Source organism: Kribbella sp. NPDC048928, from assembly GCF_043197975.1.
Lineage (GTDB): Bacteria > Actinomycetota > Actinomycetes > Propionibacteriales > Kribbellaceae > Kribbella.
The window spans coordinates 249,591-273,901 of the sequence record NZ_JBICUC010000006.1 but is presented as its reverse complement, the minus strand read 5'-3'; the positions used below and the strand labels follow the sequence as shown (position 1 = coordinate 273,901).

The window sequence follows — 24,311 nt, the reverse complement described above, 5'->3', positions numbered from 1 at the left end:
CCTAAGACCTTCGGCGGTACACCGTGGGGCTTGATCCAGTGTGTAGACGGAAGCGGGTGGAGAAGTAGAGGGGGTCGGCGTATCCGACCTGGGTTGCGATCGAGGCGACCGAGCGGCTGGTGAGTTCGAGGAGGCGGGCGGCCGCGTCGAGGCGGCGGCGTTCGACGAACTGTTGCGGGGTGACGCCGAGCTGGGCGCGGAACAGGTGCGCGAAGCGGGAGACGGACAGGTTCACCGCTCTCGCCAGCCGCGGTACGTCGAGGGTGGCGGTCAGGTCCTGGTCGATCAGCGTGATCGCGCTCAGCAGGCGGTCGTCGATCTGGACCGCCTTCGGGTTCTGGGTGTCGCACCACAGCAGCGCGGCCTCGAGCGAGTTCGCACCGAGCTGTTCGGCCTGCGGGAGGACGCTGCTCTGGTGCCGTACGGCGTCGCGCAGGTGCTCGGCGATCCGGTCGAAGGTGGCGCGCGCCGGGTGCAGCTGGACGATGCCGGGGGCAACTTCCGGCCAGTCGAGCAGTGGTAGCCAGTCGGGTTTCGGGTTCACGTGCGCGTACAGGAAATGCCAGCGCTCGCCGACCGTCGCGTAGTCGTGCAGGGTGCCGGGGCGGACCAGCGTCACGCTGCCCGGCGGAGTCGGGACCGAGGCGAATCGTCCCTGTCCGCCGAGGGTCTGTACGAGCAGCCAGTCCGTCGTGCCGCGCCGCCGAAACGTGGCGTACTCAGGGCCTTCGTCGAACTCACCGGTCACCAGCCGGCGGACGGCCGGGTGCGGCGACTCAGCAGGATATCGAAGGTTCATAGCTCAATAGGCTATCGCTGCCAGCGCCCGGACGGCCGCATTCTGGTGCTATGACAGTTGCTGAGATCTACCAGCGGGACGGCATCGTCCAGGTCCCTCAGTTGCTCGAACCCGCCGAGGTCGAGCGGATCAAGAAGGTCTACATGGAGCAGGTCGAGGCGGATCTCTCGCTCGGCCACGACGACGGCGTGCCGGACGACGACCCGCTGAAGAAGTACCCGCGGTTCGTGCACCCGCACCGTACGGACACCGCGGCCGGGCAGATCGCGCTGGAACTGATGCTCGACGACCGGATCCTCGATGTCGTCCAGGCGCTGATCGGGCCGGCGCTCGGAGCCCAGTCGATGTTCTACTTCAAGCCGCCGGGCGCCCGCGGGCAGGCGCTGCACCAGGACAACACGTTCCTGCGCGCCGACCCGGAGACCTGCCTCGCGGCCTGGATCGCGATCGACGACGTCGACTCGGCGAACGGCGGGCTGAAGGTCGTCCCCGGCTCGCACCGCAGCGAGCTGCTCTGCCCGGAGGCGGCCGACATGACCGAGTCGTTCAGCTCCGCGCAGGTCGTGGTCCCCGAGGGCCTGAGCCAGGTGCAGACCAAGATGACCGCCGGCGACGTGCTGTTCTTCCACGGCAGCGTCGTGCACGGCTCCCGCCCGAACTCCACCGAGGACCGCTTCCGCCGCGCCCTGATCTTCCATTACATCCCCGAGGACAGCGTCGAGATCGCGTCCTTCTACAACCCCCTCATCCGTCCCGACCGCCGCGAGACTGTCCTCCCCGAAGCGATCGGCGGCGGCCCCTGCGGCGACTACGCCGAGATGGAGCCGTGAGCAATCAGTTGGAGTAGTCGCGGAAGCCGCGGCCGGTCTTGCGGCCGAGGTAGCCGGCGGTGACCAGGTGCTCCAGGAGCGGGGCGGGAGCGAAGCCCGGTTCGCGGAACTCCAGGTAGAGGGTGCGCTGGATCGCCAGCGAGACGTCCAGGCCGACGACGTCGAGGAGCGCGAAGGGGCCCATCGGGAGGCGGCAGCCGAGTTTCATCGCGGCGTCGATGTCGTCGACGCCGGCGTAGTGGGCCTCGAGCATCCGGACCGCGTCGTTCAGGTACGGGAACAGCAGCGCGTTCACGATGAAGCCGGCGCGGTCGCCGCAGCGGACCGGGTGCTTGCCAGCGGCAACGGCCACGGCGGCGACCGTGTCGGCCACCTCCGGCGCGGTGCTGACCGTACTGACGACCTCGACCAGTTGCATCACCGGCGCCGGGTTGAAGAAGTGCAGCCCGACCACGTCGGCCGGCCGCTTGGTCGCCATCGCCAGGTCGATCACCGGCAGCGACGAGGTCGTGGTGGCCAGGATCGCGCCCGGCTTGCAGATCTCGTCGAACGTCTCGAACAGCGCCTGCTTGACGCTGAGCTCCTCGACCACGGCCTCGATCACCAGGTCGACCGGTGCCAGGTCGTCGAGCTTCGCCGTACCGGTCACCCGGCGCAGCGCCGCGTCCCGCTCGTCCGACGAGAGCTTGCCGCGCTGGACGCCCTTCTCCAGCGAGCGTTCCAGCACCGCGCGGACCTTGTCGACCTTCTCGGTTCCGCGGGCGACGTACAGCACGTCGTACCCGGCCTTGGCGAGCACCTCGACGATGCCGACCGCCATCGTGCCGGAGCCGACCACGCCGACCTGCCGGACCGGGCGGTTCGCCGAGCCGTCGCCGGTGGCCGCGGGGGTGTTCTCGTCGTCGACCACGACCGGCGAGTCCGCCGACTCGTAGGTGTAGAAGCCGCGGCCGGTCTTCCGGCCGAGCAGCCCGGCGGTGACCATCTGCTTGAGGATCGGGGCCGGCGCGTGCAGCCGGTTCCGGCCCTGCTTGTACATGGTGTCGAGGATCTCGTACGCCGTGTCGAGGCCGATCAGGTCGAGCAGCGCCAGCGGTCCCATCGGGTATCCGCAGCCGAGCCGCATCGCCGCGTCGACGTCCTCGCGGGTGGCGTACCGCGACTCGACCATCGACACCGCGTGGTTCAGGTACCCGAACAGGAGTGCGTTCGCGATGAAGCCGGCCCGGTCCGCCGCGACCACGGGGACCTTGTCGAGCCGGCGGGCCAACGCCTGGACGTCGTCCACCACGTCGGGCTCGGTGACGACGGTCTTGATCACCTCGACGAATTCCTGCACCGGCGCCGGGTTGAAGAAGTGCATGCCGACCACGCGCCGCGGGCGCTGGGTGGCGACCGAGATCTCGGTGACCGACAACGACGAGGTGTTGGTGGCGAGGATCGCGTCCTCGCGGACGATCTTGTCCAGCGCGGAGAAGATCTCGCGCTTCAGCTCGAGCCGCTCGACGACCGCCTCGATCACCAGGTCGCAGTCCGCGAGCGCCTCCATCGAGGTGGCGAACGTGACCCGGTCGAACAGCGCCTGCTGGTCCTCGACCGACAGCTTGCCGCGCTTCACGGCCCGGTCGGTGGAGTGCTGGATGTGACCGCGGCCGCGGCTGGCGGCCTCCTCGTCACGCTCGACACCGACCACCGTCAGGCCGTTGCGCGCGAACACCTCGGCGATCCCGGCGCCCATCGTGCCGAGACCCACCACACCGACCGTCGTCAATTCCCGAGCCATGCTGTGCACTATGCCAGTCCAGGTACTGGTCCGCCCATGAGTTGCGTCACCGGGGAGGTCAACCTCACATACGGCTCACACAGGCTCGTCGATGACCACTGGCGTGACGGTCCAGCCGTCAAGCAGCCACCACGGGTCCGGTGCGCCCTCCAGCGCCACCGCGATCGGCCGCGGGCGCAGGTCGTGCGCGCACAGCTCGGGCAGCGGCAGCCACACCGCTCGGTAGCTCCCGCGCTCGGAGTCGGCCGTACTGGCGAACTCCGGACCGTCGCCGGTCCCGAACTCGCCTCCGATCACCTCAGCGGTGAAGTAGTGCTGGGTGCTGTCGCCGAAGTGCACAACAGCGACCGCGTTCCGGATCTTCACGAGCAGCCCGAGCTCCTCGTACACCTCCCGCCGCGCCGCCTCGGCCGGGCTCTCCCCGTCCTCCACCTGTCCACCTGGGAGGACGTGGTACGTCCGCCCCTCACGGACCCGCTCGATCGCGGCGACCCCGTCCGGCGTGAGCAGTACGACGCCCGCCCGGATCACGTCCGCACCGCCAGGACCTGGAACCAGGTGCCGATCTTGGACTCCGTCCGTTCGAGCTGCTCGACCGTCCACCCGGACGCGTTCAGCAACTCCCGCAGCGGCGCCTCCTGCCAGAGCACGAAGTGTCGGGGCAGGTCCAGGTGCCGGCTCGACCACTCTTCGCCCTTGCCCTCCCGGGTCGCGAACGCGAGCAGCGGGGCGGTCCGTGCAGCCTTCCGCAGTACGCCCGCCAGCTGGGCCCGATCGAAGTGCAGGAACACGGCGCTCGAGTAGACCGCGTCGTACGGGCCGCCGTACTCGTCGGTGAGCGCGTTCAGCCCGTCGGCGGCGTACCCGTCGGCGCGCATCATCTCGACGAAGGCCTGGGCCGCGTCGGTACGGCGTACGACGTACCCGCGGCGCTCCAGCTCGATCGCGTCCCGGCCAGTGCCGCTGCCCAGCTCGAGCACGCGGCCGCCGGGCGTGACGCGGCCGGCCAGGAGGTCGATCAGGTCGTTGTTGGGATCCTTCGGGATCGTGTCGCGGAACTTGTCCGGTGCGTGCTCGTACGCGGCCAGCGTGGTCTCGTTGTCGGACGCGATCCGCGTCCAGCCGTCGCCCGTGTGCTCGACTACGGCGGGCAGCTTGAGGCCGAGGTCCAGCCCGAGCACGACGACGGTCTCGCCGCGGTGCAGGTCCGCGATCGACTGCAGCTCGGCGTCCGGGTGCTGGGTGAGCTCCGGTACGACGGTCAGCCGGACGCCAAGACGCTCGGCCAGCCGCGAACCCGCCGCCGCCTCGAACGGCCCGGCGTACACCACCGCAACCCGCTCACCAACCACCGCCTCCTGGACATCACCAGGCAACAGCAAAATCCGCGCAGGACACATGAGATTCATGGCGACCTACTCCGGTCCTGCCACCATCACGTCGTGTCCGGCAACGGCCTCGTCACTCACCTTCGGCATCATGTTGACAGCTTGCCACCATCAGCAGTCCGCGAGCAGTGCCTCGCAGACACCGGCCGCGAGCGCAAACGCCTGCTCCCGGCCAGGGCACGCATGCGTCCCAGCCCCGAACGGCAACTCGCTACCAGCCAGGTCGATCCGCAGAACGTCCGGCGCGGTGACGGTCTGGCGGATCGTCGAGCGGACCGGTGGATCGGAGTGCACGATCGACCTGAGCAGCGCATCGACCTCCACTGACGTACGCAAGGCCGGGCGGGCCTTGCCGATCAACGCAGCAGTGGCTTCGCAGGCCTGCACGAGCACGCTGATGCGCGCCGCCGTACGTTCATCCGCGACACCCCCGAACGCCGTAACCAGTTGTGCGACCGCCACATCCGCAGCCGGGTCGTCTGCTCCGGACAGGTAGACCGCCGCGACGGTTCGTACAGGCGCGACCTCCAGATCCCGTACGCCGAGCGCTTCGGCAAGCACGCCGACGACCACCACCCGATCGACGTCAGCGCACCGGGCAAGCTCCGACGTCCGCTCCCGGGCGCGCCGTCGGAGCACCTTCGTATCCACCTCCTCCAGTGCATCCAGAACGAGCCCGCGCCGCGCCGCGTGGACGGCTCCGGCTGCGAACCGCGGGACCGCACTTCGCAGCCACGCCAGGCTTCCAGGCGGACCGCCGGCGGCGGGTGGCGGGATGAGGTTCGGGTCGTGCAAGGCGTCGTACGCCGCGCGCCCGGTGACGAACTGTTCCGGCATGCCCACGACCGTAGGCGCCGAATTGTTCGTCGCCTGCCGAAGCAATGCGGGGGCCCGGTAGGGTGCTTTGTCGTGCGCTTGGTGATTGCAACGTGTTCTGTGGATTATTCGGGGCGGCTGACGGCTCATTTGCCGATGGCCCCGCGGTTGCTGATGGTGAAGGCGGACGGATCGGTGCTGATCCACGCCGACGGCGGGTCGTACAAACCGCTGAACTGGATGTCGCCGCCGTGCAAGCTCTCCGAGGAGGAGAACGTCTGGAGCGTCACCAACAAGGCTGGTGAGGAGCTCCGGATCACCCTCGAGGAGGTGCACAGCGACACCTCGTACGAGCTCGGGACGGACCCCGGCCTGATCAAGGACGGCGTCGAGGCGCACCTGCAGGAGCTGCTCGCCGAGCACGTCCAGACGTTCGGTGAGGGCTGGACGCTGGTCCGCCGCGAGTACCCGACGGCGATCGGCCCGGTCGACCTGCTGCTCCGCGACGCCGACGGCAAGCACGTCGCGGTCGAGATCAAGCGCCGCGGCGAAATCGACGGCGTCGAGCAGCTCACCCGGTACCTCGAGCTGCTGAACCGCGACCCGCTGCTCGCCCCGGTCCGCGGCATCTTCGCCGCCCAGCTGATCAAGCCCCAGGCCCAGTTCCTGGCCACCGACCGAGGCCTCGAATGCCTGACGGTCGACTACGACCTCCTCCGCGGCATGGAATCCGACGTCCTCCGCCTGTTCTAGCTCCTGACAAATCAGGAAATCTGCCCGATTTCGGGCAGATGCTTTGCTGTGGACCGGGAAAGACTGCATGGTTGACGGGTGATCAGTGAGGCGGCCGCAGTCGAGCCGGTGGACGAGCTGGCCGATCAGGTCAGCCGGACGACCGGACTGCCGACCGATGTCGCGCGACGGGTGGTCGCCGACGTCCTGGCCTATTTCACCGAGACGACCGAGGAGTACGTCCGGCGCCGGCACCGTGAGTTGCAGACCTACGGCGCCCGCAACGACGAGATCTTCGCGCGGCTCGGCACCGAGCTCCGGCACTGGCCGGTTCGCTCACCCGATCTCTCGGCCCGGCAGCTGCGACGGATCGTCTACGGCTGACGGGCCCGCTCAACCGAACCTACGAAGGGGCACCACTACATGTGCGGAATCGTCGGGTACGTCGGCACCAAGCCGGCCGCGCCCATCCTGGTGGACGGCCTGGCCCGCCTCGAGTACCGCGGGTACGACTCGGCGGGGGTCGCCGTGCTCGGATCCAGCGAGCTGAAGGTGCACAAGGACGCCGGCCGGGTCCGTGAGCTGGAGGCGTCGCTGCCCAAGCGGTTCGGCGGCAAGCTCGGCATCGGCCACACCCGGTGGGCCACGCACGGCGGCCCGAGCAAGGACAACGCGCACCCGCACGCCAGCGGCAACGAGCGGATCGCGGTCGTGCACAACGGCATCTTCGACAACGCCGGGGTGATCCGCGCGCAGCTCGAGGACGCCGGCGTCAAGCTCCGTTCGGAGACCGACACCGAGGTGCTCGCGCACCTGATCGAGCAGGCCGAGGGCGACACGCTCGAGGAGAAGGTGCTCGCCGCGCTGCGCCGGATCGAGGGCACGTACGGCATCGCCGTGGTCGACCTGGACTTCCCGGACCGGATCGTGGTCGCCCGCAACGGCAGCCCGCTGATCCTCGGCATCGGCGACGGCGAGATGCACGTCGCGTCCGACGCGGCCGCGCTGATCCGCTACACCCGCCAGGTCGTGTACCTGGACGACGGCGAGCTGGCGACCGTACGGGCCGACGGCTACCGGACCTTCACCCAGGACGCCTCGCCGACGAACAAGACCGCGAAGACCGTGGAGTGGGAGGCCGAGGAGTTCGAGCGCGGCCTGCACGAGCACTTCATGATGAAGGAGATCCACGAGCAGCCGGACGCCGTCGGACGGGTGATCCGCGGCCGTCTGGACGAGCGCTTCCACACCGTGCACCTCGGCGGCCTGAACATGGATGCCCGCGAGGCGCGGGAGATCAAGCGGGTCAAGATCCTCGGCTGCGGCTCGGCGTACTACGCCGGTCAGATGGGCGCGCAGTTCATCGAGGAGGTCGCGCGGATCCCCGCCGACGCCGAGCCGGCCTCGGAGTTCCGCTACCGGAACCCGGTCGTCGAGCGGGACACCCTGTACGTCGCGGTGTCGCAGTCGGGTGAAACCCTCGACACGCTGGTCGCGGTGCAGGAGCTGAAGCGCAAGGGCGGTCGCGTGATCGGCCTCGTGAACGCGGTCGGTTCGAGCATCGCCCGCGAGGTCGACGGCGGCGTCTACCTGCACGCCGGCCCGGAGGTCTCGGTGGCGTCGACGAAGGCGCTGACGAACATGGCGGTCGGGTTCGCGATGCTCGGCATCCACCTCGGCCGGATCCGGGACGTCTCCCCCGCCGACGGCCGGCGGCTGATCGACGGGCTGAAGAAGCTGCCCGAGGACATCGCCGCGATCGTCGCGCAGGAAGAGGAGCTGGCCAAGATCGCCGGCCGGCTCGCGCAGCACGAGTCGCTCTTCTTCGTTGGCCGTACCCGCGGTTACCCGGTCGCGCGCGAGGGTGCGCAGAAGCTCAAGGAGATCTCGTACCGGCACGCCGAGGCGTACCAGACCTCGGAGCTGAAGCACGGCCCGCTGGCACTGATCTCGCCGGACGTGCCGAGCGTCGCGATCGTTCCCGACGACGAGCTGGTGGACCGCAACATCGGCGCGCTGCACGAGATCGGCGCCCGCTCCGGCCCGCTGTACGTCGTCACGCACCCGGGGGTAGCGATCCCGGACGGCGTCGCCGCGAAGATCGTGGTCCCGAAGAACGAGGCGGAGCTGGACCCGATCCTGCTGACCATCCCGCTGCAGATCATCGCGTACTACGCGGCCGTTGCCCTCGGCCACGATGTCGACAAGCCGCGGAACCTGGCGAAGTCGGTCACCGTCGAGTAGCGGACCGCCAGGCCATCACAACTGCAGTCCGCCGGCCCTCGTCACGCTCGACGTGGCGGGGGCCGCGACATTGTGATGGCCTGGCGATCCGGCACCCGCCCGCGTGACCCCCGCGAACGCGTGCCGCGCCGGCCCGAGCTCGGCGTACGGGTGCAGGTTGAACTCGGCGGACAGGCGCTTGCAGACCTCGACGCCGCGGACGGAGTTGCCGGCAGCATCCAGTCGCGGCGAGAACGTGACGACCGCCAGGCGCCTGTCCGGGACGACCATCAGCACGTTGCCCGAGACACCCGACTTGGCCGGCAGCCCGACCTGGGCGGCGAACTGGCCCGAGTCGTTGTACATCCCGCTGTGGCCCATCACGGCCAGCGCCCGCGCGGTCGTCTGCGGCGAGAACACCTGCTCACCGGTGTACGGCGACGCGCCGCCGTTGGCCAGCGTCGCGCCGGCCGCGGCCAGTCGTTTCGCGTCCACCTCCAGCGAGCACACCGCGAAGTAGAACTCGGCCGCCTTCTGCGGGGCGTCGCGATCCTTCGGGTCGACGTTCAGCATCTCCTGGGCGGCCATCAGGTTCGCGAGTCCCCGGTTGCCGTGGCCGGTGTCGCGCTCGGCGAGGAACGTCCGGTGGTCGAAGCCGGGGGCGGCGCCCATCATCCGCGTCCAGGTCTGCTCGACCTTCGCGAATCGTTCGGAGACGTCCTGGTCCGGCTCGACGAGCGCGAGGGTTGCGATCGCACCGGCGTTGATCATCGGGTTCTGCGGCCGGCCGGCCGCGTCGAGCGACAGCCGTGGGTCGTTGAACGTACCGCCGCTCTGCTCCTGCCCGACCCAGCGATGCACCTCGCCGGCGCCGAACTGCTCCAGCGCCATCGCGTAGCTGAACGGCTTCGAGGTCGACTGCACGCTGAACCCGGCCTCGGCGTCCCCCACCTGGAACACCTGCCCGTCTCCTGTACACACAGCGATCCCGAACCGCTCCGGGTCCGCGTTCCGCAACGTCGGGATGTACTGCGCGACCGCACCGGACCGCTCGTCTTGCAACTCGTCGTAGATCCGCGCAACCCCACTGGTGAAGGCGCTGAACTCGTCCGCCGGCATCGCAAGCTGCCCTTGCAGCGCCCGGCCCACCACCGGCTCCTGCATTACCCCGGCGAACTGCTCCCGATCCAGCCACTCCGGCTGCCCCGCCTCGAACGGCGTACCGACGTCGACGGCCAGCGCCCGTTCCACGCGCGGATCGTCGGCCCGCAGGCCCGCTTGCTTCAACTCCTCGAGGAGCTTCCACTTCCAGACCACGTTGGCGCGGTCGGTGTCCAGCGCACGGAACAATTCGTCGAATTCGGGCATGGGCGCGAGCCTGTACGGCGGGTGTTTCCGCGGCGGTCATCTGCTGTTACGGCCGGGTCAAACCTGGCCTTGTCGGACAAGTACGGCACTTGTACGATCACTGGCTATGGACCGCATCCGCCATGTGCAGCTCTCGTCCGTCGTCCTCCCACTGGAGCAGCCGATCAGTGATGCCAAGGTGCTGACCGGGCGGCAGCGGCCGATGACCAAGGTGGTGTTCCTGTTCGCGCGGATCGCGACCGAGCAGGATCGGCACGGGATCGGGTTCAGCTACTCCAAGCGCGCCGGCGGCCCGGCGCAGTACGCGCACGCGAAAGAGATCGCGGCCAACCTGATCGGCGAGGATCCGTCCGACATCGGCAAGGTGTACGACAAGCTGCTCTGGGCCGGCGCCTCGGTCGGCCGGTCCGGCGTCGCGACGCAGGCGATCGCGGCGATCGACATCGCCCTTTGGGACCTGAAGGCGAAGCGCGCGGACCTCCCGCTCGCCAAACTGCTCGGCGCACATCGCGACTCGGTCCGCGCGTACAACACGTCCGGCGGCTTCCTGCACGCGCCGATCGAGGAGGTCAAGGAGCGTGCGTCGAAGTCGCTCGCGGACGGGATCGGCGGGATCAAGATCAAGGTCGGCCAGCCCGACACCCGGATCGACCTCGAGCGCGTCCGCGCCGTCCGCGAGCACCTTGGCGACGACGTCCCACTGATGGTGGACGCGAACCAGCAGTGGGATCGGCCGACCGCGCTGCGGATCGGGCGGGTGCTGGAGCAGTTCGGCCTGGTGTGGATCGAGGAGCCGCTGGACGCGTACGACGCGCTCGGGCATGCGGAGCTCGCGGCCGCGCTGGACACGCCGATCGCGACCGGCGAGATGCTGTCGAGCGTCGGCGAGCACGTCCGGCTGATCGAGGCGCGGGCGGCCGACATCATCCAGCCGGACGCGCCGCGGATCGGCGGCATCACCCCGTTCCTGAAGCTCGCGACGCTGGCCGACCACAACGGTCTCCAACTGGCACCGCACTTCGCGATGGAGATCCATCTGCATCTGGCGGCGGCCTACCCGCGGGAGCCGTGGGTCGAGCACTTCGAGTGGCTGAATCCCTTGTTCAACGAGCGTTTGGAGACCGTCGACGGGCGGATGCTGGTCCCCGATCGTCCTGGCCTGGGGTTCACGACGACCGAGCAGTGCGATCGTTGGACGGTCGACAGCTGCGAGTTCTCGTGACCGGCCTGGCCGCTGAGATCGTCGAGGACCTGAAGCAGCGGATCCTGAGCGGCCGGATCGCGCCGGGCGAGAAGCTGCCGGGTGAGAACGGCCTGGTCGAGGAGTTCGGGGTCAGCCGAACGGTCGTCCGCGAGGCGGTCTCCCGGCTGCAGGCGGCCGGGTTGGTGGAGACATTCCAGGGGCGTGGTTCGTACGTGCTCGAGGTGCCGGAGCGTACGCCGGGTCTGCGCGCGGTCCGCTCGCACCGTGACGTACTCGACCTGATGGACTTCCGGATCGGTGTCGAGAGCGAGGCGGCCGGACTGGCAGCGGGTCGGCGTACCGCTCATCAGCTGAAGGGCATCGAGCGCGCGCTCGCCGACTTCCGGCGGGTCGGCGACGACCCGGCACGTTCGGTGGAGGCCGACTTCGCGTTCCACCTGAAAGTTGCCGTTGCTTCGGGCAACCGTTTCTACAGCGACCTGATCAGCGAACTCGGTCCGATGATGATCATGCTGCCGCGAACGCAACTGGACCCGGCGTACGAGATGTCCAATCCGGACCATTTGCTGCGCGTCATCCACGAGCACGAGAACATCCAAGCCGCGATCGCCCGCGCCGAGCCCGAGGCAGCCCGCGCTGCCATGCGCGTCCACCTGTCGAGTACGCGGCACCGGCTCAGCGATTCGCTTCCCCACAGCAGCGGGCTACGTCAATGACTGCGGACCGCCGTGGCCGGGCACGCGGTGGGTGCCGGCTGGTCCGACTTCGAAGACGAAGCCGTGAGGGGTGGTCCACTCGAGGGTTTTGTGGTCGAGGTGGCGCACGTTCCAGCCGCGGGCGTGGGTCTTGACCCGGTGGCCGAAGCGGCTCAGCGGTGCGAGGTTCGTGGTGCTCGTTTGATTTGGCGGTCCCAGCGGGTCGTACGGCTCGATATGGTCGAGGTCGATGGTGCGACTGGTTTCGCGGGTGCCGTACGGGAACAGCTCCACGGGGTGGAGGAGTTTGACGCGTTCCCGGATCCTGGTGGGGATCTCGTAGGCGTTGACGCTGACCGCGTCGTTGAGGTCGATGACAGGCTTGACGGTGTAGGGCCCATGTCCGATCAGCTCGCCGAGCTGGGAGGCGAGCAGCGGGCCGAGGCCCTCCACGCGCAGCACGCCGGTGCCGGTGGCCAGGGTGTGGTCGGTCAGGTGCACGTAGATCTCGGTCTGCCCCGGACGCACCTGTCCCCCACTACCAGACCCAGACCCAGACCCAGAGCCGGAACCGGAGCGGGAGCCGGCGTAGGCATCACGCTTGATCTGCGCGAGCCGCGCATCCAAGACCCGCCGGGCCGCCGCGTCCAACCGCTCGCCGTCACCGCCGCCGTCGCCCTTGCCGTCGGGGTCGCCCTTGCCGGCCGCGTTTGAGCCTGAGCGTGCGTCGGCGCCGGTTCGTGGCTCGCGGTCAAAGGGACCGAAGGGGTCGGTGAGATCCAGCGATTCGGGGTAGCGAACGTCGAACGCCCCGGGCACATCACCACGGACCAGGTCGTCCCAGGCCGTCGCGGTAGCGGGGTCAGCCGCAGACGCGCTAGCAGGCTCCGTCACGGACTCAGCCCCAGACCCGGTAGCAGACTCCGTCGTCGGATCACCCGCAGATGCGGGAGCTGGCGCGGTGACCGGCTCAGCGACGGGCTCGGTGGCTGGGCCTCGGGCGGGCTCAGTGGCGGGCGCCGTGGCCGGCTCAGTGCCGGTGCCGGTGGCGGGCTTGGGGTTCGGGGGTGGCTTTGGGGCGTGCTGGAACTCGCGGGCCTGGGCGAGGAGTTCTTCGGTGTAGCGGGAATCGGCGATGATGCCGACGGCCTCCGCGCGACGCTGCTGCAACCTGCGCGCGTCCCCGAAGACCTTCAGGGCATCCGCGATCGCATCGATCCTCGCGTCGAAGCGGATCACGGCACCCGACGACGCCTTGACGAACACCGACTTCGTACCGTGCTCATCCGACGCACCCACGAACACGCCACGCTCACGAGCCTTCTCAGCGGCCTCGGCACGCGCCTGGTCAGGATCCGCATGCGCCTTGGCGGCCTTCACGATTCTCTCCAGCCGATACGGCGTGATCGAATCCACCAAACCCGCGACCCGCCGATCCACCCGCGCCGCAGCCTCCTGCGACAACGCCACACAGGCAGCCACGATCTGCTGCGCCTTCCACGGCGTCGCCTCACCCGCCAGGACCCGCGCCCACGTCAACGGGAACCGGTGCCGCAACGCCAACGCCTCACCGAGCAACCGGGCCGCCACACCCGACGAGACACCCAGCAAGACACCGAACTCCGCGATCGCGAACTCGGCAATCTCCGGACAGCCCTCACCACCCAGCACCACCGCCCGCTCCCGGCCATCACACGACCGCCGGCCCGGCCGCACGCCCGGCCGCACCGGACAGGCATCGGGATGGAACCGGTCGGCATAAACCTGGGCATGCTCGAGCACCCGCGCCTCACACCGGGTCGCGAGCGCACGGTACTCGGCCGCGGACTCCAACAGGTCCGCCGTCGACAGCACACTCACATCATTCTCGAACATGCATTCGAGTCTACGCAGTCCGCGATCCTCTTGCAAATTGACCGGAGGCCGAAACCCGTTATCCACAAGGGGAAACATCACCTGCGATCAACCAGGGAAAGCGTGTATACACGGCCGCCGTCCGCCATGGAGAACGTTGGCACTACCAACGGCCCGTGTTGGGCGTGAAGTCGGGGATGACAGTTCGCATGTACGTGCTGTCGTCGCGCCTGCGGATACCACTCGACAGGTATTGCTCGTGCAACGTACCCAACGCCTCGGCGTCCAACTCGACGCCGAGACCCGGGCCACGAGGCACCCGGACGCTGCCGTGACTGAACGACAGGACACCGGGCTTGATGACGTCCTCGGTCTTCCAGGGGTAGTGCGTGTCGCAGGCGTAGGTGAGGTTCGGGGTGGCAGCGGCCAGGTGGGTCATGGCGGCGAGGCTGATGCCGAGGTGTGAGTTGGAATGCATCGACAGGCCCAGGCCGAACGTGTCGCAGATCCCCGCCAGCAGCTGCGAATGCCGCAGACCGCCCCAGTAGTGGTGGTCAGACAGCACCACCTGTACGGCGTCGGCGAGCACGGCCGGCTTGAGGTGCGCGAACGCGATCACGCACATGTTTGTCGCCAGCGGGATCTCGGTCTGCGCCGCGACGGCCGCCATCGCGTCGATCCCCGGCGTCGGATCCTCCAGGTACTCCAGCACGCCGGTCAGCTCCCGCGCCACGCGTACCGACGTGTCCACGGTCCAGGCGCAGTTCGGATCGATCCGCAGCTTGTGCTCAGGAAAGGCCTCCGCCAGCGCCCGGACGGCCTCGGCTTCCTGAGCCGGCGCGAACACGCCGCCCTTCAACTTGATCGCCGTGAAGCCGTAGTCGTCGATCATCGTCCGCGCCTGCCGCACGATCCCCTCCGGATCGAGCGCCTCGCCCCACGCGTCCGGCTCGCCACCCGGATGCGCAGCCCACTTGTAGAACAGATAGGCACTGAACGGCACCTCGTCACGCACCGCACCGCCGAGCAGCTCCACTACAGGGCGCCCAACGGCCTTGCCCTGGATGTCGAGCAGGGCGACCTCGTACGGCGACAGCACCACATCAACCGGGTCCTGCAAACTCAGCATGCCACCGACCTGCGCAGCACCCGACGTCAGGACGCCACTCACCCGCCGGCGCAACCCGTTGAGGTCGAAAGCATCCAGCCCGGGCAGTACGTCGGCGACCGCCCGCAACCGCTCCAGCTGATCGTTCGCCGCATAGGTCTCGCCCAGGCCCACCAGGCCGTCGTCCGTCCACACCTGGATGATGGTGCGCAGCGCGTACGGCTCGTGGACGCCGGCGACGTTCAGCAGCGGCGGGTCCGCGAAGGCGACCGGGGTGAGTTCGATCCGGGAGACGCGCGTCATACGGTTTCCTTCCGACGAGTCAGCCGTCGTATGCCTGGCAGTGCGAGGACGACGATCAGCGCCCCGAGGACCGTGCCGGAGATCGGGCGGGTGAAGAACCCGGTCGGGTTGCCACCGAAGATCAGCAGCGACTGCCGGACCGCGGTCTCCATCACGCTGCCCAGCACGAACGCCAGCACCAGCGGCCCGGGCTCGAACCCGAACTTCTTCATCAGGTACCCGAGAACGCCGAACACGATCACCAGGAAGATGTCGAACACCTGATTCGCCACCGTGTACACGCCGAGCAGCGTGATCAGCACCGTGATCGGCGCGAGCACCGCCGGCCGTACCTTGAGGATCTTCACGAACAGCCCGACCAACGGGATGCTCATGATCAGCAGCAGGACGTTGCCGAGGTACATCGAGTTGACCACCCCCCAGAACAGATCCGGATGCTCGGACACCAGTTGCGGACCGGGCGGGATCCCCTGGATCAGCAGCGCGCCGAACATCAACGCCATCGTCGCGTTCGCGGGGATCCCCAATGTCAGCAACGGGATGAACGACGAGGTGGCCGCCGCGTTGTTCGCGGTCTCCGGTGCCGCGACGCCCTCGACCGCACCGCGGCCGAACCGCTCCGGCTCCTTCGCGCGGCGCTTCTCCACCGCGTACGCGACCAACGACGACAGGGTCGCGCCACCACCCGGCAGGACGCCGAGCACGAACCCGATCACCGAGCCGCGACCGATCGCGCCACGGGACTGCCGCAGGTCCGCGCGGGACGGCCAGGCGTTGGCCACCACGGCCGGTGCCTGCACCTTGTGATGCCGTTCCTCCAGGTTGTAGAGGATCTCGCCGAGGCCGAACAGGCCCATCGCGATCGGTACGAAGTCGATGCCGTCGGCAAGGTTCAGGCTGTCGAAGGTGAACCGGCTCGCCCCGGTGAAGGTGTCCCGCCCGACCGTTGCCAGCAGCAACCCCAGCCCGGCGGCGATGACGGCCTTCAGCCGCCCGCCGTTCCCGACCGTCGCCACCAGCAGAACGCCGAACAACGACAGCGCGGCGTACTCCGGCGGCCCGAAGTCGAGCGCGACGCCGGCCACCAGCGGAGCGAGCAGCGTCAGCCCGATGATCGAGACCGTACCGCCGATGAACGACCCGATCGCCGCGACGCCGAGCGCCGTACCGGCACGTCCTTGTTTGGCGAGTGCGAACCCGTCGAACACCGTCACGACCGACGACGCCTCGCCCGGCAGCCGCAACAGCACCGACGTGATCGTGCCACCGTACTGCGCGCCGTAGAAGATGCCGGCCAGCATGATGATCGCCGACACCGGTTCCACCCCGTACGTGATCGGCAGCAGGATCGCGATCGTCGCGGCCGGGCCGAGCCCTGGCAGCACGCCGATCAGCATGCCGATCACGACCCCGGCCAGGCAGTAGAGCAGATTCGCCGGCTGCAGTACGACGCCGAAGCCGTCGATCACCGGGTTGAAGAAGTCCATCTCAGATGAGCCTTGGCAGTGGGATCTGGAGCAACACGACAAAGAGGACGTAGAACGCGGCGACCGTGCCCACGCTGATCGCGACCGACGAGATCCAGGACTCCTTGCCGAGGAACCGCAGCCAGACAAACGTCAGCAGCAGCGACGGGATCTCGAACCGATCACCGGCAGCAGGCCCGCGAACACCACCAGCGTCCCGATCGCGACCGCCGTCAGTACGCTCGCCCGCGAGAACTTCTCCGTATCTGTCCCGGGCCGGCCGACGACCGCGAGCACCGCCGACAGCACCGTCACGACGACGCTGACCACGAACGGCCACAGGCCCGGTCCCGGCTGGGTCAACCGGCCGAGTCCGAGCGCGAGCGATCCGATCAGCCCGGCGAGCCCGACCAGGCCGGCCACGATCGCGACCCCCGACTGGGACCAGGGCCCGGCATGCGGCGGCCGGTCCTCCGCCAGCTCGGCCCGCAACGTCTCCGCATCCAGGCTCGCTCCTGGGCTCATTTCCTGGCCGCCAACGAGATCCCGAACTGGTCGAGCTGTGCCTTGTACTTCGACGTGTACTCGTCCAGGATCTTGCGCACCTCGTCCGGCGACACCTCGATCGGCGTCAGGCAGTGCGCGTCGTTGAACTTCTTGTACGTGTCCGTCGCGTACGTCTTCTTCGCGGCGTCGGCGAGTTTCGTCTTCACGTCGTCCGGCGTGCCCTTGGGCGCCGTGAGGAAGCGGTACTGCGACACCACGACGTCGTACCCCTGCTCCTTGGCGGTCGGTACGTCGGGCAGGAACTTGATCCGGTCCTTCGAGAACACCGCGAGCGGGACCACCTTCTTGGCCTTCACCTGCTCGATCCCGTCGCCGACCTGGATCGTTGCCACGTCGACCTGACTGCCGAGCAGCGCGGTGAGCGCCGGGGCCCCGCCGTCGAACGGTACGTCGGTCGCCGGGATGCCGGCCTGCTTGAACGTCAGCGTCGCCGCCAGTTGCGCACCGGTGCCGACGCCGGTGGTGCCGAACTTGATGTTCTTGCCGGCCTTCTTCAGATCCGCGATCGACTTGTACGGCGAGCCGACCGGCGCGATCAGCACGTAGTCGTCCTGCGAGATGCCGCCGAGCAGGTCGAAGTCATCGAGCTTCACCACCTCGTTGGCCGACACCGCGAGCGGGGTGATGGTGAACAGCGAGGCGTTCTGGACCGCGATCTTGTAGCCGTCCGGTTTCGCGGACTGCAGCTCCTTGGCGTTCAGCGCACCGTTTGCGCCCGGCTTGTTGACCACCGGCACCGAGACGCCGAGCTCCTTGCCGACGCCCTCCGCGATCGCGCGGGTGATGAGGTCGGTACTGCCGCCGGGCGAGGCGCCGACGCTCATCTGGATGTTGCCGGTCGGATAGTTGCCCTTGCCGCCGGTGGAGGTCGTCTTGACCCCACTGCAGCCGGCCAACAGGACGGAAGCGCTGACCGCCAGCACCAGGACGCGGCGGTTGAGCTTGCACAGCATCGGAATCCTCCTCTGCTCAGAGTGGTCCCCCGACTCGATTGCGTGAGCGTAGAAAGGCTTGATCATGCGTGTCCAAGGCCGATGTGGCATCGAGTGATACCTTTCGGGAATCATGTTCTCGCTCGAGCAGTTGGGTGCGTTTGTCGCGGTTGCGGAGGAGTTGCACTTCGGGCGGGCTGCTGAGCGGTTGAACATGACGCAGCCGCCGTTGAGCCGGCAGGTGCAGAAGCTCGAACGGGCCGTCGGCGCGCGGCTGCTCGAGCGCGACAACCGCAAGGTCGAGCTGACCGCGGCCGGCCAGGCCTTTCTGACCGAGGCGCGGCGCTTGCTCGCGCTGGTCGAGACCGCGGGCGACCTCGCGCGGCGGGTCGACCAGGGCGCGGCGGGGACGTTGCGGCTCGGGTTCACCGCCACGTCGGCGATCCGTACCCTCGGACCGTTGCTGCGCCGGATGTCCGAGGAGCTGCCGGACGTGGATGTGATCCTGCACGAGCGGGTGACCCCGGCGCAGGTCGACGGGTTGCTGCGCGGCGAGCTGGACCTCGGGCTCGGGCGGCCGCCGTTCGACACCGACGTACTGGACTCGCGGGTGGTGCACCGGGAGCCGTTGTGTGCTGTTGTCCCGGGCAACCATCGGCTCGGGACGCTCGGCCGGCCGCTCGGCGCGGCCGACTTCGCCGGCGAGCAGGTGATCAGCTACTCGCCGACCCAGGCGCGCTACTTCCACGAGCTGACCGTCCGGTTCCTCGCCGAGTCGCACCCGCGGATCGAGCAGCGGGTGCAGCAGATCCTGACCGTGATCCTGCTCGTCGCCGCCGGGCGCGGGGTCGCGCTGGTGCCCGCGTCGGCCCGCAGCCTCGGCGTCGAAGGAGTGACGTACTGCGATCTCGACGGACCCGGCGATCCCGTGGAACTGCACGCGATCTGGCGGCGCGATGCCACCAGTACGGTGCTGCAGCGGGTGCTCACGATGCTCCCAGAGCATCATTAGATCCACAATCGATCTTGGACAGGCATCCACCGGGCTTCTTAGGCTGACGGCGTGACCCATTACTCTCCCGCAGAACTCGCTGCCCAGCTCAAGACCGGGCTGCTCTCGTTCCCCGTGACGCATTTCCACACGGATCTCAGCTTCAACGAGGCCGCGTACCGCGAGCACCTGTCGTGGCTCAGCCAGTACGACGTCGCGGGGCTGTTCGCCGCGGGCGGGACCGGCGAGGGCTTCTCGCTGACGCCGGCGGAGATCGACCTCGTCGTCCGGACGGCTGTTTCGGAGGTGAACGGGCGGGTGCCGGTGATCGCGCCGGCGACCGGTGGGACCGCATCTGCGGTGGCGGGCGCCCAGGCGGCAGAGGCGGCCGGCGCCGACGGGGTCCTACTGTTCCCGCCGTACCTGACCGAGGCCGCCCAGCGTGGTCTGATCGAGCATGTGTCGACGGTCTGCCGCGGGACGAGCCTCGGGGTGACGGTCTACAGCCGGGCGAACGCGATTCTCGACGACGTGACGGTCGCGGAGCTCGCGGACCGGAATCCGAACCTGGTCTGCCTCAAGGACGGGGTCGGGAACGTCGAGATGATGACGCGGACGTACGCGCGGGTCGGCGAGCGGCTCACGTACGTCGGCGGGCTGCCCACGGCGGAGACGTTCGCGCTGCCGTTGCTGCAGCTCGGGTACAGCACGTACTCGTCGGCGATCTTCAACTTCGTGCCGGAGTTCGCGCTGGGGTTCTACGCCGCTGTGGTTGCGCAGGATCGGGCGACGGTCTACCGGAAGCTGAACGAGTTCGTCCTGCCGTACCTGGATATCCGGGACCGGACGAAGGGGTACGCGGTGTCGATCGTGAAGGCGGGGGTGAACGCGATCGGCCGGAATGCCGGACCGGTACGTCCGCCGCTGCAGGATCTGACGGCGGACGAGGTGTCGTTGCTGACCGAGCTGATCGGGAGGGTCAAGTGACGCCGACGGTTGTCTCGGTGGAGGTCGTGCCCGTGGCTGGGTACGACAGCATGCTGCTGAATCTCAGTGGGGCGCATGGTCCGTTCTTCACCCGGAACGTCGTGATCGTCACGGACAGCACGGGGAACGTCGGGCTCGGCGAAGTGCCTGGCGGGGAGAAGATCGCAAGCACGATTCGCTCCGCCGCGGACGTACTCGTCGGCCAACCGCTCCCCCGCTACCGGAGCCTGCTGCACACCATCTCCAGGCGATTCGAGGGCCTCGACAGCGGGGGCCGCGGGCTGCAGACCTTCGACCTTCGTACGGCGGTGCATGCGGTGACCGGCCTCGAGTCCGCGCTGCTCGACCTCTTCGGCAAGGACCTCGGCGTACCGGTTGCCGAATTGCTCGGCGAAGGACAGCAACGCACCGCGGTCCCCGTACTGGGCTACCTGTTCTACGTCGGAGATCTGACTCAGACAGACCTGCCCTACAGCACGGAGCCGACTGGCGACGGCTGGGTGCGACGGCGGCGGGAGCCTGTGCTGACGACTGAGGACGTTGTGGGGCTGGCCGAGACGGCAGCTGAGCGGTACGGGTTTGTGGACTTCAAGTTGAAGGGTGGAGTGTTCGATCCGCACGTCGAGGTCGATGCCGTGCGGGCGTTGCACGAGCGGTTCCCGGCAGCGCGGATCACGGTGGATCCGAACGGTGCCTGGTTGCTGCGGGAAGCCGTTGCTGTCTGCGAAGGGCTCGATGACGTGGTCGCCTACGTCGAGGATCCGTGCGGTGCCGAGGGCGGGTACTCCGGGCGGGAGACGATGGCGGAGTTCAAGCGGCGTACCGGGCTACGCACCGCGACCAACATGATCGCGACCGACTGGCGCGAGCTCGCGCAGGCGATCCGTACGGACGCGGTCGACATCCCGCTCGCCGACCCGCACTTCTGGACGATGGCCGGATCGGTCCGGGTCGCGCAGCTGTGCAACGACTTCGGGCTGACCTGGGGTTCGCACTCGAACAACCACTTCGACATCTCGCTGGCGATGTTCACGCACGTCGGCGCAGCGGCGCCCGGTGAGATCACGGCGCTCGACACGCACTGGATCTGGCAGGACGGGCAGGCGCTGACCACGGCGCCGTTGCAGATCACGGGCGGCGAGATCGCCGTACCCACCGCGCCCGGACTCGGCATCGAACTCGACCGCGACGCGCTCGCCGCGGCGCACGAGCTGTACCTGGAGCACGGTCTCGGCGCGCGCAACGACGCGATCGCGATGCAGTACCTGATCGAGGACTGGGCGTTCGACCCGAAGAAGCCTTGTATGGTGCGGTGATGAAGGTCTTCGTTTCCAGCGATATGGAGGGTACGGCGGGGGTCGTCGACTGGAGCCAGGCGCGCGGGCCCACCACCGAGTACGAGTACTATCGCGGTCAGTTGCAGGCCGAGGTGAACGCCGCGATCGACGGCGCGCTGGCCGCGGGCGGGACCGAGTTCCTGGTCAACGACTCGCACTCCACGATGCAGAACCTGCGCCCCGACGACCTGCACGGCCGGGCGAGCTACCTGTCCGGCAAGCACAAGCCGCTGTACATGATGCAGGGCCTGGACGACTCGTTCGACGCGGCGTTCTTCGTGTCGTACCACGGGTCCGCGGGATCGACCGGGTCGGTACTGCACCACACGTACAACCCGCGCGCGATCGCCGAGGTCCGGCTGAACGGGGCCGTCACCGGTGAGGCCGGGATCAACGCGCTCGTGGCGCTCGCCTGCGAGGTGCCCGTCGTACTGATCTCCGGGGACCGGATCACGATCGACGAGGCGCAGGCATTCTGCCCGGACATCGAGTCGGTGGTGGTGAAGGAGTCGGTCTCGCACAACGCCGCGCTGTCGCTGCACCCGGAGCGGGCGCGGGCGCTGATCCACGACGGCGCGCGGCGGGCGCTCGCGCGGCTGAGCGACATCCGGCTGCCGAGCATCACGCTGCCGGCCGAGCTGACCGTCCGGTTCCACAACCGCGCGTTCGCCGAACTGGCCTGCGAACTGCGCGGCGTCGAGCGGCGCGCCGAGACTGTCGTTGCCCTGAGCAATGATGATCCGCTGCGGCTGTACCGGACGTTCATCGCACTGGTGCTGCTGAGCCGCGGAGTCAGCGAGTAGAGTTCACCTGCCGTTGGGGTGCGTCGGTTTCGATCGGCGGTGTCGTCTCTTCGAGGAGCCTGGAATGCGTTGGCAGAAGCCGTTCGCCGCAGCCGTTGTGCTGACCGCTCTCACCACGACGCTGACCGCGTCGGCCACGCCGGCCAGGCACGGCGGAGGTGGTGGCGCGTGCTCGCCGGATGCCAGGTTCCTCGGGTTCAGCGACGCGCTGGACAAGATCACGTACGCCGGTCAACCGGTCGCGGGGCTGTCGGCGCTCAATCTGACCGGACCGCACCGCGCGGTCGCGCTGGTCGACAACGTCGGGACCACACCGGCCCGGCTGTTCGACCTGCGGGTGAACAGCAAGCCGACCTCGGTCCGCGTAGACGGGATGACGATCCTGCGCCGGCCCGACGGCACGCCGTACAACGGTGGTGACTTCGACGGTGAGGGACTCGTCGTCGAGCGCGGCGACCGGACCGTCCTCGCGACCTCCGAGCGGGAGCCGTCGATCCGGCGGTTCCGGCTGTCGGACGGCAAGCAGATCGGTGAGCTGCCGGTCCCCTCCCGGTTCCAGGTCGCGCCGGCCGGTGAGGCGACGAGCAACGCCACGTTCGAATCGCTGGCGGTCAGCCGCGACGGCCTGACGCTGTTCGCCGGCATGGAGGGTCCGCTCGCGCCCGACGGCACCGACGCCGACGGCCGTACGCGCAACCGCATCATCCGGTACGCCGGTCTGCCGGGGCACTCGTACCGTCCGGTCGCGCAGTACGCGTACCAGCCGGACCCAGGGCTCGCGCTCGACGACATGGGGTGGGTCAGCCCGACCGAGCTGATCACGATGGAGCGGACGTACACGCCGGACGTCGGCAACACGATCCGCGTCTTCACGGTCTCGCTGCGGCACGCGGCCGACGTGACGTCCCGGGCCTCGCTGGCCGGCGCGCCGTCGTCGGTCTTCCTGCAGAAGAAGCTGCTCTTCGACCTGGTGAACTGCCCGCCGTCGGGCGCGGTCGCCAAGCAACCGCAGCCAAACCCGCTGCTCGACAACGTCGAGGCGCTCGCCCTCGGCGGCTACCTGCCCGGCGGCCGTCGCCAGCTCTACCTGCTGTCCGACGACAACAACGGCGCCACCCAGATCACCCGCCTGTACTCGCTGGCGGTCAACCTCCACTAGAAACATCCCCCGCTACTAAGTAACACTGTGTGAATGCGCGTGATCGTGGTGGGTGCGGGCGTGATCGGGCTGAGCTGCGCGATCCGGCTCGCCGAGGGCGGGTACGAGGTGGCGGTGTTCGCCCGGGACCTGCCGCTGGAGACGACCTCGTCGGTGGCGGCCGCGATCTGGTATCCGTACCTGTCCGCGCCCGAGGACCGCGTGGCCGGCTGGTCGCGGTCGACGTACGAGGAATTCGCCAAGCTGGCCGAGCTCGAGCCGTCCGTGGAGCTACGGCACGGGCGGGAGTTCCTGGTGGACCGTACGCCGGACCCGGCGTGGGCCGACGTACTGCCGGATCTCACCCGCCTCACACCGCCTGCCGGCTTCGTCGACGGGTGGTCGTTCACGGCGCCGGTGATCGACATGCCGGCGTACCTGCCCGCGCTGGTGAAGCGGCTCGAGGCTGCGGGCGGCACGCTGACCCGCGCCGCCCTGTCCGCACTGCCGACCGGCGCCGACCTGGTCGTGAACTGCTCCGGTCTCGGCGCCCGACTGACCGCGAGCGACCCGACCGTGACGCCGGTACGCGGGCAGGTGCTGACCGTCGAGCCGTGCGGACTGACCGAGTGGCTGCTCGCGGACCGTTCGCCTGAGGAGCTGACGTACGTCGTCCCGCGGCAGCACGACGTCGTCGTCGGTGGCACCAGCCTGCCCGGCGACTGGAACCTGGCCGTCGACCCGCAGACCACGTCCGCGATCCTCGACCGCGCGGCCGAGCTCGTCCCCCAGCTGCGTAAGGCGAAGATCATCCGCCAACGCGTCGGCCTGCGCCCCGCCCGACCCGCGATCCGCTGCGAACTCGTCCGCACCGGCAGTGGCGAGCCCATCATCCACTGCTACGGCCACGGCGGCTCCGGTGTCACCGTGTCCTGGGGCTGCGCCGACGAAGTCTTCGAGCTCGCCCGCAGTATCTCCCCCAACTGA

General features: G+C 68.9%; 24 protein-coding genes. 12 read left to right on the top strand and 12 right to left on the bottom strand.

The window, feature by feature from the left end:
• Position 1 precedes the first annotated feature (1 nt).
• On the bottom strand, positions 2-799 hold the full coding sequence (locus ACGFI6_RS26480; protein WP_393122988.1) for a helix-turn-helix domain-containing protein: 798 nt from the start codon (positions 797-799) through the stop codon (positions 2-4).
• A 50-nt stretch (positions 800-849) separates the two neighbouring features.
• Between ACGFI6_RS26480 and ACGFI6_RS26475 the strand changes: the two genes are divergently transcribed.
• Entirely contained in the window at positions 850-1,629 is a 780-nt protein-coding gene (locus ACGFI6_RS26475; protein ID WP_393122986.1) for a phytanoyl-CoA dioxygenase family protein, read from the top strand.
• Between the two features lie 4 nt (positions 1,630-1,633).
• Here the strand turns inward: ACGFI6_RS26475 and ACGFI6_RS26470 are convergent, their stop codons facing one another.
• The 4 genes from ACGFI6_RS26470 to ACGFI6_RS26455 all read right to left on the bottom strand — a co-directional run bounded on the left by ACGFI6_RS26470 (position 1,634) and on the right by ACGFI6_RS26455 (position 5,637).
• Positions 1,634-3,412 carry a 3-hydroxyacyl-CoA dehydrogenase family protein gene (locus tag ACGFI6_RS26470; protein WP_393122984.1) on the bottom strand — a complete coding sequence of 593 codons (1,779 nt, stop codon included), beginning with the start codon at positions 3,410-3,412 and terminating at the stop codon, positions 1,634-1,636.
• Between the two features lie 75 nt (positions 3,413-3,487).
• The gene (locus ACGFI6_RS26465) at positions 3,488-3,943 is read right to left on the bottom strand and encodes an NUDIX domain-containing protein (RefSeq protein ID WP_393122982.1); all 456 of its coding nucleotides are present in this window, start codon (positions 3,941-3,943) and stop codon (positions 3,488-3,490) included.
• Positions 3,940-4,788: a class I SAM-dependent methyltransferase gene (locus ACGFI6_RS26460; RefSeq protein ID WP_393122980.1), complete on the bottom strand. Its 849-nt coding sequence runs from the start codon at positions 4,786-4,788 to the stop codon at positions 3,940-3,942. The genes ACGFI6_RS26465 and ACGFI6_RS26460 overlap by 4 nt, the downstream gene beginning before the upstream one ends.
• Before the next feature lie 123 nt (positions 4,789-4,911).
• Positions 4,912-5,637 carry a hypothetical protein gene (locus ACGFI6_RS26455; RefSeq protein ID WP_393122978.1) on the bottom strand — a complete coding sequence of 242 codons (726 nt, stop codon included), beginning with the start codon at positions 5,635-5,637 and terminating at the stop codon, positions 4,912-4,914.
• Positions 5,638-5,709: 72 nt separating this feature from the next.
• Here ACGFI6_RS26455 and nucS point away from each other — a divergent pair, with 72 nt between their 5' ends.
• The 3 genes from nucS to glmS all read left to right on the top strand — a co-directional run bounded on the left by nucS (position 5,710) and on the right by glmS (position 8,592).
• Entirely contained in the window at positions 5,710-6,369 is a 660-nt protein-coding gene (nucS, locus tag ACGFI6_RS26450) for an endonuclease NucS (protein ID WP_393122976.1), read from the top strand.
• Between the two features lie 81 nt (positions 6,370-6,450).
• Positions 6,451-6,732: a hypothetical protein gene (locus ACGFI6_RS26445; protein ID WP_393123685.1), complete on the top strand. Its 282-nt coding sequence runs from the start codon at positions 6,451-6,453 to the stop codon at positions 6,730-6,732.
• Between the two features lie 39 nt (positions 6,733-6,771).
• The gene (gene glmS, locus ACGFI6_RS26440) at positions 6,772-8,592 is read left to right on the top strand and encodes a glutamine--fructose-6-phosphate transaminase (isomerizing) (protein ID WP_393122974.1); all 1,821 of its coding nucleotides are present in this window, start codon (positions 6,772-6,774) and stop codon (positions 8,590-8,592) included.
• Positions 8,593-8,607: 15 nt separating this feature from the next.
• Here the strand turns inward: glmS and glsA are convergent, their stop codons facing one another.
• Positions 8,608-9,939, bottom strand: a complete 1,332-nt coding sequence (glsA, locus tag ACGFI6_RS26435) for a glutaminase A (protein ID WP_393122972.1) — start codon at positions 9,937-9,939, stop codon at positions 8,608-8,610.
• A gap of 106 nt (positions 9,940-10,045) precedes the next feature.
• On the opposite strand from glsA, the gene ACGFI6_RS26430 reads away from it, so the two are divergent.
• Together ACGFI6_RS26430 and ACGFI6_RS26425 are read left to right on the top strand one after the other, a co-directional pair.
• Positions 10,046-11,161 (top strand): mandelate racemase/muconate lactonizing enzyme family protein, encoded by a 1,116-nt coding sequence (locus tag ACGFI6_RS26430; RefSeq protein ID WP_393122970.1) that lies wholly within the window; start codon positions 10,046-10,048, stop codon positions 11,159-11,161.
• Entirely contained in the window at positions 11,158-11,859 is a 702-nt protein-coding gene (locus ACGFI6_RS26425) for a FadR/GntR family transcriptional regulator (protein ID WP_393122968.1), read from the top strand. The genes ACGFI6_RS26430 and ACGFI6_RS26425 overlap by 4 nt, the downstream gene beginning before the upstream one ends.
• Here the strand turns inward: ACGFI6_RS26425 and ACGFI6_RS26420 are convergent.
• The 6 genes from ACGFI6_RS26420 to ACGFI6_RS26395 form a co-directional block, all read right to left on the bottom strand.
• Positions 11,848-13,713, bottom strand: coding sequence for a DUF222 domain-containing protein (locus ACGFI6_RS26420; RefSeq protein ID WP_393122966.1), 1,866 nt, complete (start codon positions 13,711-13,713; stop codon positions 11,848-11,850). The genes ACGFI6_RS26425 and ACGFI6_RS26420 overlap by 12 nt on opposite strands.
• A 142-nt stretch (positions 13,714-13,855) precedes the next feature.
• Entirely contained in the window at positions 13,856-15,103 is a 1,248-nt protein-coding gene (locus ACGFI6_RS26415) for a glucarate dehydratase family protein (protein WP_393122964.1), read from the bottom strand.
• Positions 15,100-16,590 (bottom strand): tripartite tricarboxylate transporter permease, encoded by a 1,491-nt coding sequence (locus ACGFI6_RS26410; protein ID WP_393122962.1) that lies wholly within the window; start codon positions 16,588-16,590, stop codon positions 15,100-15,102. Before ACGFI6_RS26410 ends, ACGFI6_RS26415 begins: the two co-directional genes overlap by 4 nt.
• 1 nt (position 16,591) lies before the next feature.
• Positions 16,592-16,684, bottom strand: coding sequence for a hypothetical protein (locus ACGFI6_RS26405; protein WP_393123683.1), 93 nt, complete (start codon positions 16,682-16,684; stop codon positions 16,592-16,594).
• 38 nt (positions 16,685-16,722) lie between these two features.
• Entirely contained in the window at positions 16,723-17,094 is a 372-nt protein-coding gene (locus tag ACGFI6_RS26400; protein ID WP_393123710.1) for a tripartite tricarboxylate transporter TctB family protein, read from the bottom strand.
• Positions 17,091-18,089 (bottom strand): tripartite tricarboxylate transporter substrate binding protein, encoded by a 999-nt coding sequence (locus ACGFI6_RS26395; RefSeq protein WP_393122961.1) that lies wholly within the window; start codon positions 18,087-18,089, stop codon positions 17,091-17,093. Before ACGFI6_RS26395 ends, ACGFI6_RS26400 begins: the two co-directional genes overlap by 4 nt.
• 112 nt (positions 18,090-18,201) lie before the next feature.
• Here ACGFI6_RS26395 and ACGFI6_RS26390 point away from each other — a divergent pair, with 112 nt between their 5' ends.
• From ACGFI6_RS26390 to ACGFI6_RS26365, 6 genes are all read left to right on the top strand, one after another.
• Complete coding sequence (locus ACGFI6_RS26390; protein ID WP_393122959.1) at positions 18,202-19,080, top strand: LysR substrate-binding domain-containing protein; 879 nt, start codon at positions 18,202-18,204, stop codon at positions 19,078-19,080.
• Positions 19,081-19,131: 51 nt separating this feature from the next.
• Positions 19,132-20,046 carry a 5-dehydro-4-deoxyglucarate dehydratase gene (gene kdgD, locus ACGFI6_RS26385; protein WP_393122957.1) on the top strand — a complete coding sequence of 305 codons (915 nt, stop codon included), beginning with the start codon at positions 19,132-19,134 and terminating at the stop codon, positions 20,044-20,046.
• Positions 20,043-21,362, top strand: a complete 1,320-nt coding sequence (locus tag ACGFI6_RS26380) for an enolase C-terminal domain-like protein (RefSeq protein ID WP_393122955.1) — start codon at positions 20,043-20,045, stop codon at positions 21,360-21,362. Before kdgD ends, ACGFI6_RS26380 begins: the two co-directional genes overlap by 4 nt.
• On the top strand, positions 21,362-22,186 hold the full coding sequence (locus ACGFI6_RS26375; protein WP_393122953.1) for a M55 family metallopeptidase: 825 nt from the start codon (positions 21,362-21,364) through the stop codon (positions 22,184-22,186). Before ACGFI6_RS26380 ends, ACGFI6_RS26375 begins: the two co-directional genes overlap by 1 nt.
• A 64-nt stretch (positions 22,187-22,250) precedes the next feature.
• The gene (locus tag ACGFI6_RS26370) at positions 22,251-23,345 is read left to right on the top strand and encodes an esterase-like activity of phytase family protein (protein ID WP_393122951.1); all 1,095 of its coding nucleotides are present in this window, start codon (positions 22,251-22,253) and stop codon (positions 23,343-23,345) included.
• Positions 23,346-23,378: 33 nt separating this feature from the next.
• Positions 23,379-24,311 carry an FAD-dependent oxidoreductase gene (locus ACGFI6_RS26365; RefSeq protein WP_393122950.1) on the top strand — a complete coding sequence of 311 codons (933 nt, stop codon included), beginning with the start codon at positions 23,379-23,381 and terminating at the stop codon, positions 24,309-24,311.

Coding starts and splice junctions, on each gene's coding strand:
- ACGFI6_RS26365 (WP_393122950.1), top strand. CDS start 23,379: ATGCGCGTGATCGTGGTGGGTGCGGGCGTGATCGGGCTGAGCTGCGCG.
- glmS (WP_393122974.1), top strand. CDS start 6,772: ATGTGCGGAATCGTCGGGTACGTCGGCACCAAGCCGGCCGCGCCCATC.
- ACGFI6_RS26430 (WP_393122970.1), top strand. CDS start 10,046: ATGGACCGCATCCGCCATGTGCAGCTCTCGTCCGTCGTCCTCCCACTG.
- ACGFI6_RS26420 (WP_393122966.1), bottom strand. CDS start 13,713: ATGTTCGAGAATGATGTGAGTGTGCTGTCGACGGCGGACCTGTTGGAG.
- ACGFI6_RS26415 (WP_393122964.1), bottom strand. CDS start 15,103: ATGACGCGCGTCTCCCGGATCGAACTCACCCCGGTCGCCTTCGCGGAC.
- ACGFI6_RS26390 (WP_393122959.1), top strand. CDS start 18,202: ATGTTCTCGCTCGAGCAGTTGGGTGCGTTTGTCGCGGTTGCGGAGGAG.
- ACGFI6_RS26455 (WP_393122978.1), bottom strand. CDS start 5,637: ATGCCGGAACAGTTCGTCACCGGGCGCGCGGCGTACGACGCCTTGCAC.
- ACGFI6_RS26410 (WP_393122962.1), bottom strand. CDS start 16,590: ATGGACTTCTTCAACCCGGTGATCGACGGCTTCGGCGTCGTACTGCAG.
- glsA (WP_393122972.1), bottom strand. CDS start 9,939: ATGCCCGAATTCGACGAATTGTTCCGTGCGCTGGACACCGACCGCGCC.
- ACGFI6_RS26400 (WP_393123710.1), bottom strand. CDS start 17,094: ATGAGCCCAGGAGCGAGCCTGGATGCGGAGACGTTGCGGGCCGAGCTG.
- ACGFI6_RS26370 (WP_393122951.1), top strand. CDS start 22,251: ATGCGTTGGCAGAAGCCGTTCGCCGCAGCCGTTGTGCTGACCGCTCTC.
- ACGFI6_RS26395 (WP_393122961.1), bottom strand. CDS start 18,089: ATGCTGTGCAAGCTCAACCGCCGCGTCCTGGTGCTGGCGGTCAGCGCT.
- ACGFI6_RS26475 (WP_393122986.1), top strand. CDS start 850: ATGACAGTTGCTGAGATCTACCAGCGGGACGGCATCGTCCAGGTCCCT.
- ACGFI6_RS26480 (WP_393122988.1), bottom strand. CDS start 799: ATGAACCTTCGATATCCTGCTGAGTCGCCGCACCCGGCCGTCCGCCGG.
- ACGFI6_RS26470 (WP_393122984.1), bottom strand. CDS start 3,412: ATGGCTCGGGAATTGACGACGGTCGGTGTGGTGGGTCTCGGCACGATG.
- ACGFI6_RS26375 (WP_393122953.1), top strand. CDS start 21,362: ATGAAGGTCTTCGTTTCCAGCGATATGGAGGGTACGGCGGGGGTCGTC.